We start from the raw sequence: 14,767 nt of genomic DNA, 5'->3' as shown, positions 1-14,767 counted from the left end.
AGCACCCGGAAAAACTACCGGGGCGTCGCATGCGGCGTGGTTGGCGCAGTCGCCGCCCCTGGAGCATGGGGCAGCCAGCGCATCAGCATATCCAGCAAGACTTCGCGGGTAACCGGCTTGGCCAGGTAGTCATCGGCGCCGGCGGTTATGCATTTCTCGCGGTCACCCTTCATGGCATGGGCCGTCAGGGCGATGATCGGGATGCTGCAAGCATGTTCGGTCTTGAGTATCCGGGTGGCGGTGTAGCCATCCATGGTGGGCATGGACATGTCCATCAGGATCAGGTCGAACGGCTCACGCGTATAGCAGGCAATGGCCTCGAGCCCATCCTTGGCCGAACTGATGATCAGCCCGACCTCATCGAGCAGCGCGCTCATGGCGTAGACGTTGCGCACGTCATCATCGACCAGCAGTACGCGACGACCTTCCAGCGGATTGTCCAGCCGTCCGGCGGCCTGGCGGCCGGGGTCGCGCACGCCACCGAGAAAGCCCTGTACGGCCTCGCTGAGCCCCTGCATATCTTCGCCATGCTTGTGCACCACCACCGCGCTGTAGCGGCGCAGGCGTTGCAGCGCCTGGCGGGTGACGTCGACACCGGTGTTGATCACCACCCGCGTGCCGTTCAAAGGGAGCTGGCGATCCAGGCTTTCCAGCAGTTCAAAGCCATCCTGATCCGGCAGATCAAGATCAATCACCAGGGCGTTGAATGCTTCATCAGCGTAGGCGCTGAGCGCCTCATCCGCGCGGGAGCAGGCCTGCACGGTAAAGCCCAGTTGCTGCAGGTGTTCGCGGTAGTGTTCGCGCTCGACCTCGACGTCCTCCACCAGCAACAGCCGCTGGGCCGGTTGCGCGTCCTGCTGCTGGAGGTCGACAAACACCTGTTCCAGATCGGCGCGCTGGATGGGCTTGACCAGGTAGCGCGTGCCATCGTCATTCCAATCCACCGGCTGCGGTACGCAGGAAATGATATGCACCGGCGTCAGGCGATGGCTGGCGTTGCCGCGCAGGCGGCGGAACAGCTGCCAGCCGCTGATATCCGGCAGCAGGATATCCAGGATCACCGCACTGAAGCGCTCGTTCTGCAACAGGTTGAGCGCCTGCACACCGCTGCGGCAGTGCACGCTGGCAAAGCCATGGGCATGCGCCTCTTCGGCCAGCACGGCGGCAAAATTCGCATCATCCTCGACGATCAGCACGGCCGGGCCTTCGCCACTGCGCTGCGGCCCTTCCTCTGCCGGTTCGTCCTGCGCCAGGGGCACGACACGCACCGGCAGGCGCACGCTAAAGCAGGAACCTTCGCCTGGGGCGCTCTGCAGACTGATCTCACCGTCCATTGCCAAGACCAGCTGACGGGTAATCGCCAAGCCCAGCCCGGTGCCACCAAAACGCCGGCTGGTGGAGCCATCGATCTGCTGGAAGGCCTGGAAGATCTGCTCATGCTGATCAGACGCGATGCCGATGCCACTGTCGCGCACACTGAAGTCGAGCAGTTCATGCCCCTCCTGCAACTCGCCACTGGCACAGGCCACCGTCAGGCTGACCTCGCCGTGCTCGGTAAACTTCAAGGCATTCGACAGCAGGTTGCGCAGAATCTGGTGCAGACGGATGCGATCACTGTGGATGACGCGCGGCACGCCCGCTTCCAGTTGCGTATGCAGACGCAGCCCCTTGATCTCGGCCATCGGCCGCAGACTGGCATCCAGCTCCACGAGAATGTCCTGCATGTTCAGCGGTTCGAGCTTGAGCTGCATGCGCCCGGACTCGACCTTGGCCAGATCCAGCACATCGTTGATCAATTGCAGCAGGTCACTGCCAGCCCGGTGCACGATGTCGGCATGCTTGGTTTGTTTCTCGGTCAGGTTGCCGGCGCTGTTTTGCCGCAGCTGGTCACTGAGTATCAGGATGCTGTTGAGCGGCGTGCGCAGCTCATGGGACATGTTGGCGAGGAATTCCGACTTGTAGCGGTTAGCCAGAATCAGTTGCTCGGCCTGGTCACGCAGGCGCTGCTCGGCCGCCTTGCGCTCGCTGATATCGATGATCACCGCCTGCACCAGAGCATCCTCACCGCCCTTGATCGGTGACAGGCCCACCTCCAACGGAATCAGCCGCCCGTCACGGTGCTGCCCGAACAGTTCGCGATTACTGCCCATCCGACGGGGCTCAGGGTTGCTCTGGTACGCCGAGCGCATCGGTACATGGCTGCCGCGCAAAGCAGTCGGCAACAGCACCTCCACCGGCTGCGACAGCAGCAAATCACGGGTGTAGCCGAACATCTGCTCGGTCTGGCGGTTGACCATGGCGATGCAGCCCTTGCTGTCTACCAGCACAATGGCATTGGGCGACGCCTCGACCACCAGACGGAAGCGCTCCTCGGCCCCTTTGCGCGCACGCAGATCAACCAGGTTGAGCAGGTAATTGACCCCGGAAGAGTCGGCCAGCACGCTCAGACTCAGCGCGACCGGCACTTCTTCGCCGAGGTCGCGGCGAGCCTGGTACTCACTGGCCAGCTCAGCGCTTTCCTCGCCAATCACCAGCTCACTGAGCTGCTCGACCGCCGGCAAAAAACGTTTGACCCGCTCACCCACCAAGCCCTCGGCGCTGCAATCAAGCAGCTCGGCGGCGCTGCGGTTAGCCATCTCGATCCGCCCCTGGGCATTGCACAACAACGTGGCCACCGGCAGGCGTTCAATCAACAGGCGGAAGCGCTCTTCACGCTCACGCAGCTTGTCGGTGGCCAGCTGGTTGGTGTGCAGTTCGCGCTCACGCAGGTACAGGTAACCGCCGACCAACAGCGCCAGCAAGGCCGCCGCCACAAGGCCGAGCCACAGGCTGAAACTGCTGCCACGACTCGCCTGTTCCACGTCATACACCGCGGTGCTGCTGACCTCCAGCAGCCAGTTGCGGCCATAGAGGGGCAGCTCCAGCACATGCCGAAATGCCGGGGTCGTCGCGGCGTCTCGGGACTCGCCATTGAGTAGCACGGTGTCCGGAGCCTGCTGATCCTTGAGGGTGATATCGAAGCGACTGGTCTGCGCGCCGAGGATGCCCTCCATCAAGTCGTAACTGCGAAACGCTGCGTGCACCAGCCCCAGCAACGCCTCCCGCCGCTCCCCTGCAGTGCTCAGCGGCCGTCCCGGTTGATAGACCGGCAAATACAGCAGCACACCGGCTTGCACGTTTTCTTCGGTTTCCTGCAGCAGAGTCACCGGCGCACTGAGGGTCGCCACCCCGCTGTCTATTGCCTGTTCCACGGCAGCCCGCCGCACCGGCTCGCTGAGCATGTCGTAACCCAGCACGCGACGGTTACGCCAATCCAACGGGCTGATGTAATCAATCAGCAGGTAGTGCTCACGCGCACCAGGGGGGAACAGACGAAACCCCGGCCGGCCACTCGCCTGCTCCGCAGCCACAAACGCCTGGAGCTGATCAGGTTGCAGATAGCGCGACCAGGCCAGGGCCTGAATACCGGGATAACGGTCCTGTAGCTGAAGCTGATCAACGGCACGCTCCCACTCCTCGCTGGACACATGCTCGCTGCCCGTCATCAGCCCCGAGGTGCCGCGCAGGACCATCTCATAGGCTTGCATGCGGCTGACCACCCGCTGGCTGATGTCCTGCGCCTCAAGCTCGAAGCGTTGCTGACGTTGCTCGTGTTCGCGCCGCTCCAGCGCCTGCCACTGCCAGAGCGACAGACCGCCCAGACCGATCAGCAGAATCAGGGTGACCCACAGCGGTAACCAGGGTTTGCGGGCGAGAAAGGCGAGCCGGTCGTCCATGCGATCTCCAGTCATCATCCATGTCCGGCGCAGGCGAGCGGGCCGGGACAGCAGGTTTGAAATGAACCACTGCCAGCAGTCTAGTCACGATTTGCACAGGCAGCCGGAGCTGAATCGCTGGCATAAAAAAGCCGCGTATTCGCCCGAATACGCGGCTGTGGAGGCGTTGTGCTTTACAACGGCCGCAGGTTGATCTCGACGCGGCGGTTCTGCGCACGGCCAGCTTCATTGGCATTGCTGGCAATCGGCTGGCTCGGGCCTGCACCGTAGGCTGACAGGCGCGAAGCCGCTACGCCATTGGCACTCAGGTAGGACGCTACGCTCTGCGCCCGGCGGTTGGAGAGGTTCTGGTTCAACTCGAACGAGCCGGTGCTGTCCGTATGGCCAACGATGTCCACGCCGTTCTTGTTGAACTCCTTGAACACGGTGACCAGCGAGTTGAGCGTCGGGTAGAAGCTGCTGGAGATATCCGCCGAGTTGCTGGCGAAGGTGATATTACCCGGCATGATCAGCTTCAGGTCATCACCATTACGCTGCACCTGCACGCCCGTGCCTTGCAGGGTCTGACGCAACTTGGCTTCCTGGGTGTCGACGTAATAACCGTAACCACCACCGGCCGCACCACCGACTGCAGCGCCAATCAGGGCACCTTTGCCGCGATCTTTCTTGCTCGATGTGGCCGCGCCAATCACCGCACCGGTCACCGCACCGACACCGCCGTAAATGCCCGCCTTACCCGCCTCACGCTCACCGGTATAGGGGTTGGTGGTACAACCAGCCAGAACGCTGACACCGAGGGTTACAACTGCAAGATTTCGCCACAGGTTCATGCGCGCTTCCTTATTTCAATTCGAATACAGAGGTTTTCACCTGGGGTTTCGAACGGAAATCCGCCATGAAGTTCCTGCTCTGCCAGCCGTCAACGCCTGGCAAGCAGTGTGATCAGGCACGGATAAACGGGTTTTCGCGCATTTCATCACCCAGGCGGGTATCCGGGCCGTGGCCGGTCACCACCGTGGCATCTTCGTCCAGGCTGTAGAGGCGCTGCTTGATCGAGCGCTCAATGGTCGAGTAATCGCCGCCCCACAGGTCGGTGCGGCCGATACCGCGCTTGAACAGCGTGTCACCAGCAATCAGCAGCTTGTCCTGGGGGAACCAGAAGCTCATCGAACCCGGCGTATGCCCCGGCGTATGCAAGGCCACGCCGCAGCCGCAGGCCAGTTCCTCGTCATCACTCAACCACTGATCCGGTGCCGGCACCGGCGTGTAAGGCACACCGAACATACGGCACTGCATCTCCAGGTTATCCCAGAGGAACTGATCCTCTTTATGCAAATGCAGCGTCGCCCCGGTCTTCTCCTTCATCTGCCCGGAGGCGAGGAAGTGATCCAGATGGGCATGGGTATGAATGATGCTCACCACCTTCAACCCATGGGCCTCCAGACGCGCCATGATCAGATCCGGATTGCCACCCGGATCGACCACGATGGCCTTCTTGGTCACAGGGTCGCCAATGATCGTGCAGTTGCACTGCAAAGGCCCGACAGGGAAGGTTTCGCGGATCAGGGTCGGGGTTGCGGCAGAACTCATGGTTATTCCTCAGCGCGGTAATCGCTGGGCAGTTTACCCGTCCATTTCTTGAACGCACGGCGAAAGTTCGACGGGTCGCTGAAGCCCAGCAGGTAGGCGATTTCGTAGAGCGGCAAGTGGGTGGTAGTGAGGTATTGCAGGGCCAGGCTCTTGCGTACTTCATCGAGCACCTGCTGGTAGCTGGTGCCCATGCTCGACAGGTGCCGGCGCAGGCTGCGGCCACTGGTGTGCAGGGCTTCGGCGGCGCTGGCCAGGTCGGGAAAATCACCGGGCCGCGCCAGCAACAGACGGCGCACGCGAGTCAGCAGGCCATCTTGCACATCCAGGCTGGCCAACAGCGCTTCGCATTGTTGCTCGCACATCTGCACCGTGGCCGGGTTGGCCAGGGCCATGGGCCGGTCCAGATAGCTGATCGGCATGCTCAGGCGGTGGTAAGGCTGCTCAAACGCCACCGGAACGCCAAACAGGCGCTCGTAGCGCTCGGCATAATGCGGCGCGGCATGGGCAAAGCCCACCTCCACCTCCTGCAAGCGCTCGCCCACCAGAAACCGCGCAATGGTGTAGAGGCTGGTCAGCAAGCCCTCGGCGGCAAAGCGGCTGAGCGGCCCCAGCGGCATCGACTCGCTGGCGCGCAACTCGATGCGCGCACCCAACTCGACCATTTCCAGCTCATAGGTCAGGCCCAGTACACGGTAATACTTGAGGGCGAACTGCATGGCCTTGCCCAGGTTGGCGCTGGACAGCACCGCATAACCGAGGATGCCGTGAGTGGATACATTCAACCGCTGCCCGAGCAGCAGGCCCAGCGCCGGCTCGTCACACAGACGCAGGGCGCTGCTGGTGAGCAGGGTGAAATCGATAAAGGACAAACGCCCCTGCGGATTGCCCAACACTTCGGGGCGCACCCGCGCCTCGGCAAACAGCTGCGCACGCGGTACGCCCAGTTCCTCAACCAGGTCGAGCAAGGCAGCGGCGTAGGCGACAGGAACCAGTTCGGCAGAGAAATTCAGTGATGGCTTCATGGTTTTCTTATTATCTGGCCAGATATGACCACCGACAGCGACGATAACCCTGTTCGACAAAAACCGACAAGGGCCGCCCTGCGGCACAGCCATCGCCTTACTCAATCTGTGCAGTCGCTGCATGGCCCGCTCCATACTCAGGGCTGGTTCAGGCAATCACCACAACCGAAGGTTGGGCGCATGCAGGGCGCGGCCGTCACAGGAGCTGATTTTCGCTACGGCATGGCTCTAGCGTGGGCAATAGAGCATGCCGATGATGATCATGAGGCCTCACAGCGCTTGGTACACCCGTGCAACATTGGCCATATATGACCGAAACATTGGCTGTTGTGAACCTTTGCCGAGCCGCCTGGTGAATCCATAGTGAGACCACGCTTCAGTCACAGACTCAGGGAGTCAGCATGGTTAGCACTACCCCGGAAGGTTTGCAGATTCGCCCACGGCATATGGACTTCGATTTCCCCAATCCGCTGCCCCGACATTGGCACAGCGGTGATGCCTTCAAAAGTCATTTGTTCGATGCCATGTCGGTGTTGTTTCCCGATGGTGAGCGCTTCTTTATCGACTCGGTGCGGCACTTCCGCGACCAGATCGATGACCCGGCGCTGAAAGAACAGATCCGTGGTTTTATCGGCCAGGAAGGCCACCACAGCCGCGAACATCTGGAATACAGCAACCGCCTGCGTGACCTGGGTTACAACATCACCCGCATTGAGAAACGCGCTCAGGCGCGGATTCGTTACACCCAGAAAAAGTTCTCACCGCAAAGGCAACTGGCGGCCACCGCCGCGCTGGAACACATCACCGCGATCATGGCCGACGGCCTGCTCAAGGACCCGAAACACCTGGCAGGCGCCCACCCCACCATGGTGCGCCTGTGGCGCTGGCACGCACTGGAGGAAACCGAGCACAAGGCGGTGGCCTTCGACGTGTACAACCAGGTCTGCGGCAGCCGCAAACTGCTGCGCAGGGCCATGATGATGGGCACCTTCTTCTTCGTGCTCGACACCACCCGTGGCCTGGCGCACATGCTGAAACAGGACGGCCTGCTGTGGAACTGGCGCGTATGGCGCGATGGCATCCAGTGGATGTGGGGCAAGGAGGGCGTGTTCCGTCCGCTGATCAGCACCTACCGCGACTTCTTCAAGCCCAACTTCCACCCCTGGGAGCACAACAATCTGGAGTTGCTCTACCAGACCCGCAGTGAGTTCGATCTGCCTGTACAAAGCCAGGCGGCCTGAGGCGGACGCTGCAGCCAAACAACAAGGGAGCCAGATGGCTCCCTTTTTTATTCCTCTGTTACTCACCGACTGCGGCAGCTGTTGCCACCGCAATCGACTTCTGTTCGATCAGCCCTGAAGAAAACGCAAGGCATCGGCTGCGCTTTGCTGCGGGATTTCTTCCATCGGAATATGCCCAACACCCGGATAGGTTTTCACCTGAATCCCCGGCAGGTCGCGCTGCCACAGTGGTACGTGCTTGGGCGAAATCCAGCGGTCACGTTCGCCCCACAGCAGCAGCGTCGGTGCCTGAATCTGCGCCACCCGTGCCGGCGTGGTGTGCAGCTCTTCCTTGTTGACCTTGAGCAGCACGCGGAAGATATCCATCATCGCCCGGCGATTACCCGGCCGACGCGTCAGATCGTTGTAACGGTCCACCACACCCGGCTTGATCCGCGCCGGCTCGCCGTAGACTTCCTTGATGCCCTGGGCGATCAACGCGCGTGGCATCCACAGCGGCATGGCCACGGTGGCACCCGGTAAAGCAGCGGCGGCAATCATCCACGGCACCTTGTGCATGTGATAACCAGCCGGATCGATCAGCACCAGTTTCTCCACCCGTTGTGGCTGCGCCAGTGCAAAATTCCAGGCGATGTAGCCGCCCAGGGAGTTGCCAACAATCGAGGCTTTATTCACGCCGAGGTAGTCGAGCAACAGACCGAATACCTTGATCATTCGCTCGGCGGAATACACACCATCGCGGGCCGGGCCGGTGAGGCCGAAGCCCGGCACATCGAAACGAATCACCCGGTAATCAGCGGCAAAGGCTGGTAGCCAGTCATCCCAGGTGTGCAGCGAGGCGACTACACCGTGGATCAGGACCAGCACTGGTTTGTCGCGACTGCCCTCGTCGCGGTAGTGCAGGCTGAAGCCATCGAGTTCGATATAGCGCGAGTCGTTGGCGGCATTGCCATAGCGCGTTTTGAGACGTTCCAGCGGCAGGGCACCGAAACCCAGGCGGGCAAAACCGGCCGCCAGCGGTGGCGTCAGCGAGAGACTGGAAGCAGACATGCAGGCACCTCTAGATTGTTGTTATGAGAAAGACACATCCGGACTATCAGAGCATGTACGCCCAGAGCTGACGCCTAACCTAGGTTGAGCCGGACGCAGGACACAGCGAGGCGATCAGCAGCTCACTGAGCACACGCTTGGCCTGTTCGATTTCTTCGCGTTTGGCAGCGCGGCCAAGCAGCTCCAGCGAGGCCGCTTCCATGGCCCAGATCAGCGCACGATAGGTCAGTGGGTCCGCCGCGCGGGTCGCGCCATGCAGGCGCTCGGCCAGTAACCGCGCCATCTCGGTATGTGCACGCTGCCGATGTGCGGCCAGCGGTGAATCGGCGCGCAGGGCTTCTTCCTGCATCAGGCGGATAATCGGCCCGACCGCCAGGTGATAGTCGAAGTAACGCCCGACCATGCCCTCTAACCAGGCCTGTGGGCTGCCGGCGATGCTCTGCATTTCACTGAAGCGCGACAGCAGCAGGGATACCGCCGTCTGGTAGATGCCTTCAAGCACCTGCATCTTGTTCTCGAAGTATTTGTAGAAGGTGCGCCGCGACACGTTGGCCGCCGCCAACAGGTCATTGACCGTGGTGTCTGCCAGGCCCTTGCGGGCAAATACCGGAATTGCCGCCAGCTGGATATTGGTGCGCTGCAGATGGCCGATCAGTGGCCCGTCGCCATCCTGCTCCTGCTGCTGGGCCACCGCGCCGTAACCACCGAGGTCTTCGAATACCGCACGAACGGCACCCAGTTCTGCCAACGCCTGCTGCATCGCACACTTCCCAACCAAGGCGCGGGTGACGCGGGCCGCCAAGCTGGTTACGCTGAGCCACGCCTACTCCGCAGGATTGTTCTTGTGCCGCACACGCTACCATCACGCCGCACCCTACCGCTGGCCATCCTTTTGCTGGTTCTGCTTGCGCCCGTGCAGGCCGCCGAGCTGTTCTACCTCGGGCAGAAGATTCCCGACATCCACAAACCTTGGAACAGCGCCGACTACCAGCAACTGCTGGAGGCGCTGAACAAGGTCGACAGCACGCAACTCAACGCCCTGCCCCGGCGTAGCGGCGAGTTCACCGGGCCGATCTACCAGCGCATGGTCAGCGAAGAGAATTTCCGCCCGCAGTTGAACATCTACGCCCCACTGGAGCTGCGGCAGAACGAATCCCGCGAAGCATTGTTCCGTCTCAAGGAGCTGATGCGCCTGTATTTTGATTTTCGCGCCGTGCAACAGCCCTATGCCGCCGAAGCACTGGGGCTGATGAGTTATTCACTGCGCCAGCAGGCGGTGCTGTTCACCCTGACCACCGAATTCTGGATGACCCTGTCGGAAAGCGAGCAAAGCAACCCGGTGCGCCTGCAAGGCCTGCATGAAACTAAGGCGGCGGCGGCCATGCTCACCTCCAGCGCTCTGGACTACCTGGGCCTGACCAAACAGTTTGGCCGTGAAGAACTGGTGCTTTACAGCGCTGAGCTAAGCAAGCAGCTGCCCGAGCTGTTTATCCATTTAAGTGGGGAGGTGCGCGAAACCCTGCTGCAACGCGTCGAACAACTGGCACAGCAACATGCTTATGCCGAGGTGCAGCAGAACATGCGCGAACTGCAGCCGGTACTGCTGAGCATCCAGCAGGATGTGCAGGCCAAACTGGCCGCAGCAGCGGCGCAACCACGCAAAGCACCTGCGCGCAGTCTGGACCTATCGGTGCCGGTGGAATCAGCGCAGTAGGCCAAGACTCTTGGCCCGCGCCACGGCCTGGGTACGCCGCTCCACACCGAGCTTGCTGTTGATGTGACGGGCATGGGTCTTGACCGTGTGCAGGGAGATAAACAGGCTGTCGCTGATCTCCTGGTTGGAGCAACCCTGGGCGATCAGTTGCAGCACGGATAATTCACGCGAACTCAACGCATCGACTACACCCGCGTAATCGTCTTGGCTGACGACGTGCACTGACTGTGGCAGGTGCTGTAACAAGGCCTCAATCAACGGGCTGGCTTCCTGCGCTAGCAACTGCTCCCGCAGCCAGTCGGGCTGTCGCGTGAGCAGACCATGGAAAGGCAACAAGCCACCACCGGCCGCCGCTTGCAGGGCACTGCGCAACTGCTGCTGCGCCTCACGCTCGCGTCCGGCGTCACGCAGCAGATCGGTCAGTTGCATCTGTGCAATCGCCCCAAGCAACTGCCCGCCAGCGTTCTGCGCCAGCTGACTCAAGCCGCGCAAACGCCGCTCGGCCAGCTCATCCTCGCCCTGCAAACGCTCGTAAGTGGCCAGATGCAGCTGCACATGCAACGGCAGCTGTGGATGAAACTCCGGCGCGGCAGCCGCCTGCTCACCGCCATAGGCATCCAGCAAACGACTCAGCCAGACGCCGGCCAGCTCGGTCTGCCCCTGACGCAGCCACAGCTCGCATTTGGTCAGGGTGATCATCGCCAGGTAGTAGATCGGCGGAATATCCCAGATATGCATCAGCCGCTCGGCCTCGGCCAGCTGGGCAAAAGCTTCTGCCAAGTTGCCGCTGCGCCCTTCCAGACTGGCCAACACGCAATAACCGATCAGCACGCTGATATCACGGCAACCCCGCGCTTCGGCAATCCCGGCCAGCAGGCGCTGGCGGGCCTGTTGTGGTTGCAGGCGCAGGCTCAGCAGATAGCCTTCGTAGAGGGTCAACCGTCCGCGTGCAGCGTACTGCCGCTGGGCCGGCAGATTGGCCAAGCGCTGTTGCCCCTGACGCACCTCATCCAGCGCCCGCAGCACCTCGCCACGGGCTTGCAACACCCGCGCACGGTCGTAGTGGGCCAGAGCCTCAAACAGCGGGTTACCGACCCGCTGCGCCAGCTCCAGAGCCTCACGATTCAACCCACGCGCTCGCCACAGATCACCGTGCACGATCGCCAGGTTGGCCAGACTGGACAAGCACATCAGCCGCTGCCCGTAGCGATCCAGCGGCAAGCAGCTCAGCGCTTCACTGCAATAGGCCTGAGCCTTGGCGCTGTCACCGCGACCGCGGGCAATCACGCCACTCAGGGCCAGCCACTGGGCCAGCAGACCTTCCTGTTCACTGCGCTCGCGGGCCGGCAGAAAGCGCCCCAGTTCAGCTAGCAGTTCTTCGGCGGCATCCAGCTGACAGGCCAGCGCCAGCGCCCAGCCGTAGAGCAGAATCAGGCGTGGCGTGCTGGTCAGCAGGCTATCCGGCAAGTCCATCTTCCAGCGCAGCAAGGTGGCGACGTTCTGCTCGGCCAGCAATTGTTCTTCGGAAAGGTTCTGCACCAGATTCGCCGCCACGTCCGGCTGGCCCGCGCGCAACGCCTGCTCGATGGCTTCATCCAGCAGGCCCTCGACGCTGAACCAGCGACACGCACGCAAATGCAGGCCTGGGGTTGGCTGAGGCCGACTGCGCAGCAAATCGGAAAACAGGTGGTGATAGCGAAACCATTTGCCCTGCTCATCCAGCGGCACCAGAAATACCTGATGCGCCTGCAGGTGACGGAGAATCGCCGCGCTGTCATGGGCATCACGCAGGGCATCGCACAGCTCAGCGCAGAAGCGCTCCTGGCTGGCCGTCTCATAGAGAAAAGCCTGCACATCAGCCGGCTGGCGTTCGATCACCTCTTCCAGCAGGTAATCATGAATCAGCCCGTCACCACCCTGCACTAACGCCGGTAACGCCGCTGACTCCTGCGCCTCACTGGCGGCCAGCGACCACAAGCGCAGCCCCGCGACCCAGCCCTCACTGCGTTGCAACAGCGCGGCCAGCGCATCTGCCGACAGCTCGGCACCCTGCAAGCGGAGCAACGCAGTGCTTTCAGCATCGGTCAGACGCAGATCCTGCTCGTGCAACTCCAGCAACTGACGCGACAGGCGCAAACGCGCCAGGTGCCAGTCCGGGCGCTGACGACTGGTCACCAGAATCAGCAGGCCCGGCGGCAGGTGATTGAGAAAGAACTGCAAGCAACGATCCAGCACCGCGCCCTGCGCCAGGTGATAGTCATCCAGTACCAGCAACAAGGGCTGCTGCGGATCAAGGCGCACAGCCAGCTCATCGAGCAGGCCATCAAGCCACTCCTCAAAGGCAAACGGCTGGTGCCGTTGACGCAGGCGCAACAGGCCAAGCGCCTCCTGGCCAACGCCCGGGAAGAACTGCTGCAGCCCACTGAGCAAGCGCTCAAGAAACCGCCCCGGATCACTGTCACGCGGACTAAGGCCCAACCACAGGCTTTGCCACTGCTCCGGCAGGTGCTCGCAGAACTCGATAGCCAGTGAACTCTTGCCAAACCCGGCCGGCGCGCTGACCAGCAACAAGCGCCCTGCCAAACCACCGAGTAAACGCTCACACAAACGCGGACGCGGCACATAGCTGGCAGGTAACGGCGGCCGATAGAAGTGCCCACCCAGTATGTTGGGCGCGGCTACCAAGCCAGGAATGCGGGACAGATCAGTCATCAGCCGGTTTCTTGTAGTAGTCAGGCAGAGGCACTACCAATGCCCCGCAGCCTAGCGCCTTGACTCACGCATTTGAAGCCCCTGCCGCCATCAGGTAGCAAACTGCAATGATTGCTTATCCATCTGCCGCATAGTGCTGGCGCGAGCCAGACAAACTGACGGTTAGCGGTTTCATATCGGCAAAGTCGCAAACGCGACAACGACCAACCACCGCGCTAAAAGCCTGCGCATAAAAAAACCGGCCACAAGGGCCGGTTCTTTATGCAGCGTTACTCAGGTTTAGCGTACGCCAGCCTGGCGCAGGGCCGCTGGGGTGTAATCGCTTTCCTTGGCAGGGTAGTCGAACTCGTAAGCACTTTTCTCTTCGTTCTTCATACCCAGAGCCAGGTAACGACCAGACAGCAGGTCATACAGGGTCTCTACGCTGTACCACGGCACTTGCTTGTCGTAGTAGTACTGAGCATGGGCTTCAGCCACACGCCACAGGGTACCGCGACCGTCGTAGTGATCGATTGCAGCTGCTTGCCAGGTGTCCTCGTCGAGGTAGAAGTCACGTTTGGCATAGATATGACGCTCGCCCGATTTCAGGGTTGCAGTCACATGCCATACGCGGTGCAGCTCGTAACGGGTCAGATCCTGGTTGATGTGGCCAGCCTTGATGATCTCGCTGTACTTCAGCTTCGGCGAGTCCAGACGGTAGCTGTTGTAAGGAATGTAGATTTCCTTCTTGCCTTCCAGTTTCCAGTCGTAACGGTCAGGAGCACCGTTGTACATGTCGAAGTTGTCGGACGTACGCAGGCCATCAGCGGCGGTACCTGGACCGTCATAGGACACCTGCGGAGCACGACGCACACGACGCTGACCGGCGTTATACAGCCACGCCAGACGCGGCTCTTTCACCTGGTTGAGGGTCTCGTGCACCAGCAGCACGTTACCAGCCAGACGCGACGGCGCGGTTACCCGTTGCTTGAAGTAGAACAGCACGTTGCTTGGCTTGCTGGCATCAACATCCTTCAGTGCACCACGGAAGGTGAACTCATCCTGGAAGTAAACCAGGCTGTAGGAGCCGTTCGGCTGTGGAGTCGCCTGAGTGACCAGACGCTTCACGCTACCACCACGGTAACGAGTGATGTGGTTCCAGATCGCTTCCAGACCGTCCTTTGGAATCGGGAAAGGAGTAGCCTGCTCGAAGTTCTCCAGCCCGTTACCGCCCTCGACCAGTTTGGTGTTGGTGGCGTTGTTCTTGGCGGCACTGTAGATGAAGTCCGGCGCGCCGGCGCTACGATGGGTAGGGAACACCGGCATCTTGTAGCTGTCCGGGTAACGCTTGAACATCGCCAGTTGACCTGGGGTCAGCTTGTCCTTGTACTGATCAGCGTTGGCCGCAGTGATGGTGAACAGAGGCTGCTCACTTGCGAATGGATCCGACAGGAAACCAGCCGAGTCGACAGTGCCAGCAGTCTTCGGCAGACCACCAGTCCAGGCAGGGATCGAACCATCAGCATTGCCTGCCGTCTCTGCGCCGATTGGCGTCAGGCTAGTACCCAGCTTGGCAGCTTCATCCGGAGAGACGGCAGCCATTACGCTGCAGGCCATCAGCGACAATGCCAATGCACCGGTTTGCAGCAGGTTTTTTGTTGTTTTCATCTGCATATTCTTCCT

Annotated in this window: 10 protein-coding genes; 2 read left to right on the top strand and 8 right to left on the bottom strand. The window is 61.4% G+C overall.

Annotated features, from left to right (window positions below):
* Positions 1 to 14 precede the first annotated feature (14 nt).
* The 4 genes from ACSQ17_RS15015 to ACSQ17_RS15000 all read right to left on the bottom strand — a co-directional run bounded on the left by ACSQ17_RS15015 (position 15) and on the right by ACSQ17_RS15000 (position 6,388).
* Positions 15 to 3,776 carry a CHASE domain-containing protein gene (locus tag ACSQ17_RS15015; RefSeq protein ID WP_436069463.1) on the bottom strand — a complete coding sequence of 1,254 codons (3,762 nt, stop codon included), beginning with the start codon at positions 3,774 to 3,776 and terminating at the stop codon, positions 15 to 17.
* Between the two features lie 173 nt (positions 3,777 to 3,949).
* A complete protein-coding gene (locus ACSQ17_RS15010; protein WP_392540701.1) occupies positions 3,950 to 4,606 on the bottom strand; it encodes an OmpA family protein in 657 nt (218 codons plus the stop codon).
* A gap of 112 nt (positions 4,607 to 4,718) precedes the next feature.
* A complete protein-coding gene (locus ACSQ17_RS15005; RefSeq protein WP_422911364.1) occupies positions 4,719 to 5,366 on the bottom strand; it encodes an MBL fold metallo-hydrolase in 648 nt (215 codons plus the stop codon).
* A gap of 2 nt (positions 5,367 to 5,368) precedes the next feature.
* Positions 5,369 to 6,388, bottom strand: coding sequence for an AraC family transcriptional regulator (locus tag ACSQ17_RS15000; protein WP_436069462.1), 1,020 nt, complete (start codon positions 6,386 to 6,388; stop codon positions 5,369 to 5,371).
* A gap of 401 nt (positions 6,389 to 6,789) precedes the next feature.
* Here ACSQ17_RS15000 and ACSQ17_RS14995 point away from each other — a divergent pair, with 401 nt between their 5' ends.
* Complete coding sequence (locus tag ACSQ17_RS14995) at positions 6,790 to 7,629, top strand: metal-dependent hydrolase (RefSeq protein ID WP_436069461.1); 840 nt, start codon at positions 6,790 to 6,792, stop codon at positions 7,627 to 7,629.
* A gap of 108 nt (positions 7,630 to 7,737) precedes the next feature.
* Here ACSQ17_RS14995 and ACSQ17_RS14990 read toward each other — a convergent pair whose 3' ends face one another.
* Positions 7,738 to 8,679: an alpha/beta fold hydrolase gene (locus tag ACSQ17_RS14990; protein WP_436069460.1), complete on the bottom strand. Its 942-nt coding sequence runs from the start codon at positions 8,677 to 8,679 to the stop codon at positions 7,738 to 7,740.
* A 79-nt stretch (positions 8,680 to 8,758) separates the two neighbouring features.
* On the bottom strand, positions 8,759 to 9,439 hold the full coding sequence (locus ACSQ17_RS14985; protein ID WP_090382661.1) for a TetR/AcrR family transcriptional regulator: 681 nt from the start codon (positions 9,437 to 9,439) through the stop codon (positions 8,759 to 8,761).
* Positions 9,440 to 9,523: 84 nt separating this feature from the next.
* Here ACSQ17_RS14985 and ACSQ17_RS14980 point away from each other — a divergent pair, with 84 nt between their 5' ends.
* Positions 9,524 to 10,393, top strand: a complete 870-nt coding sequence (locus ACSQ17_RS14980; protein WP_436069459.1) for a hypothetical protein — start codon at positions 9,524 to 9,526, stop codon at positions 10,391 to 10,393.
* On the opposite strand, the gene ACSQ17_RS14975 is transcribed toward ACSQ17_RS14980, so the two are convergent.
* Both ACSQ17_RS14975 and ACSQ17_RS14970 read right to left on the bottom strand, forming a co-directional pair.
* A complete protein-coding gene (locus ACSQ17_RS14975; protein ID WP_436069458.1) occupies positions 10,382 to 13,105 on the bottom strand; it encodes a LuxR C-terminal-related transcriptional regulator in 2,724 nt (907 codons plus the stop codon). The two genes, ACSQ17_RS14980 and ACSQ17_RS14975, sit on opposite strands and share 12 nt — an antisense overlap.
* Before the next feature lie 279 nt (positions 13,106 to 13,384).
* Positions 13,385 to 14,752, bottom strand: coding sequence for a DUF1329 domain-containing protein (locus tag ACSQ17_RS14970; protein WP_436069457.1), 1,368 nt, complete (start codon positions 14,750 to 14,752; stop codon positions 13,385 to 13,387).
* Positions 14,753 to 14,767 lie beyond the last annotated feature (15 nt).

Source organism: Pseudomonas sp. LjRoot71 (genome assembly GCF_964253255.1).
Lineage (GTDB): Bacteria > Pseudomonadota > Gammaproteobacteria > Pseudomonadales > Pseudomonadaceae > Aquipseudomonas.
This window is presented reverse-complemented; position numbering and strand designations above follow the sequence as displayed.

Excerpts from the sequence above, each read along its gene's own strand:
- ACSQ17_RS15015 (WP_436069463.1), bottom strand. The coding sequence starts at position 3,776 with ATGGACGACCGGCTCGCCTTTCTCGCCCGCAAACCCTGGTTACCGCTG.
- ACSQ17_RS15010 (WP_392540701.1), bottom strand. The coding sequence starts at position 4,606 with ATGAACCTGTGGCGAAATCTTGCAGTTGTAACCCTCGGTGTCAGCGTT.
- ACSQ17_RS15005 (WP_422911364.1), bottom strand. The coding sequence starts at position 5,366 with ATGAGTTCTGCCGCAACCCCGACCCTGATCCGCGAAACCTTCCCTGTC.
- ACSQ17_RS15000 (WP_436069462.1), bottom strand. The coding sequence starts at position 6,388 with ATGAAGCCATCACTGAATTTCTCTGCCGAACTGGTTCCTGTCGCCTAC.
- ACSQ17_RS14995 (WP_436069461.1), top strand. The coding sequence starts at position 6,790 with ATGGTTAGCACTACCCCGGAAGGTTTGCAGATTCGCCCACGGCATATG.
- ACSQ17_RS14990 (WP_436069460.1), bottom strand. The coding sequence starts at position 8,679 with ATGTCTGCTTCCAGTCTCTCGCTGACGCCACCGCTGGCGGCCGGTTTT.
- ACSQ17_RS14985 (WP_090382661.1), bottom strand. The coding sequence starts at position 9,439 with ATGCAGCAGGCGTTGGCAGAACTGGGTGCCGTTCGTGCGGTATTCGAA.
- ACSQ17_RS14975 (WP_436069458.1), bottom strand. The coding sequence starts at position 13,105 with ATGACTGATCTGTCCCGCATTCCTGGCTTGGTAGCCGCGCCCAACATA.
- ACSQ17_RS14970 (WP_436069457.1), bottom strand. The coding sequence starts at position 14,752 with ATGAAAACAACAAAAAACCTGCTGCAAACCGGTGCATTGGCATTGTCG.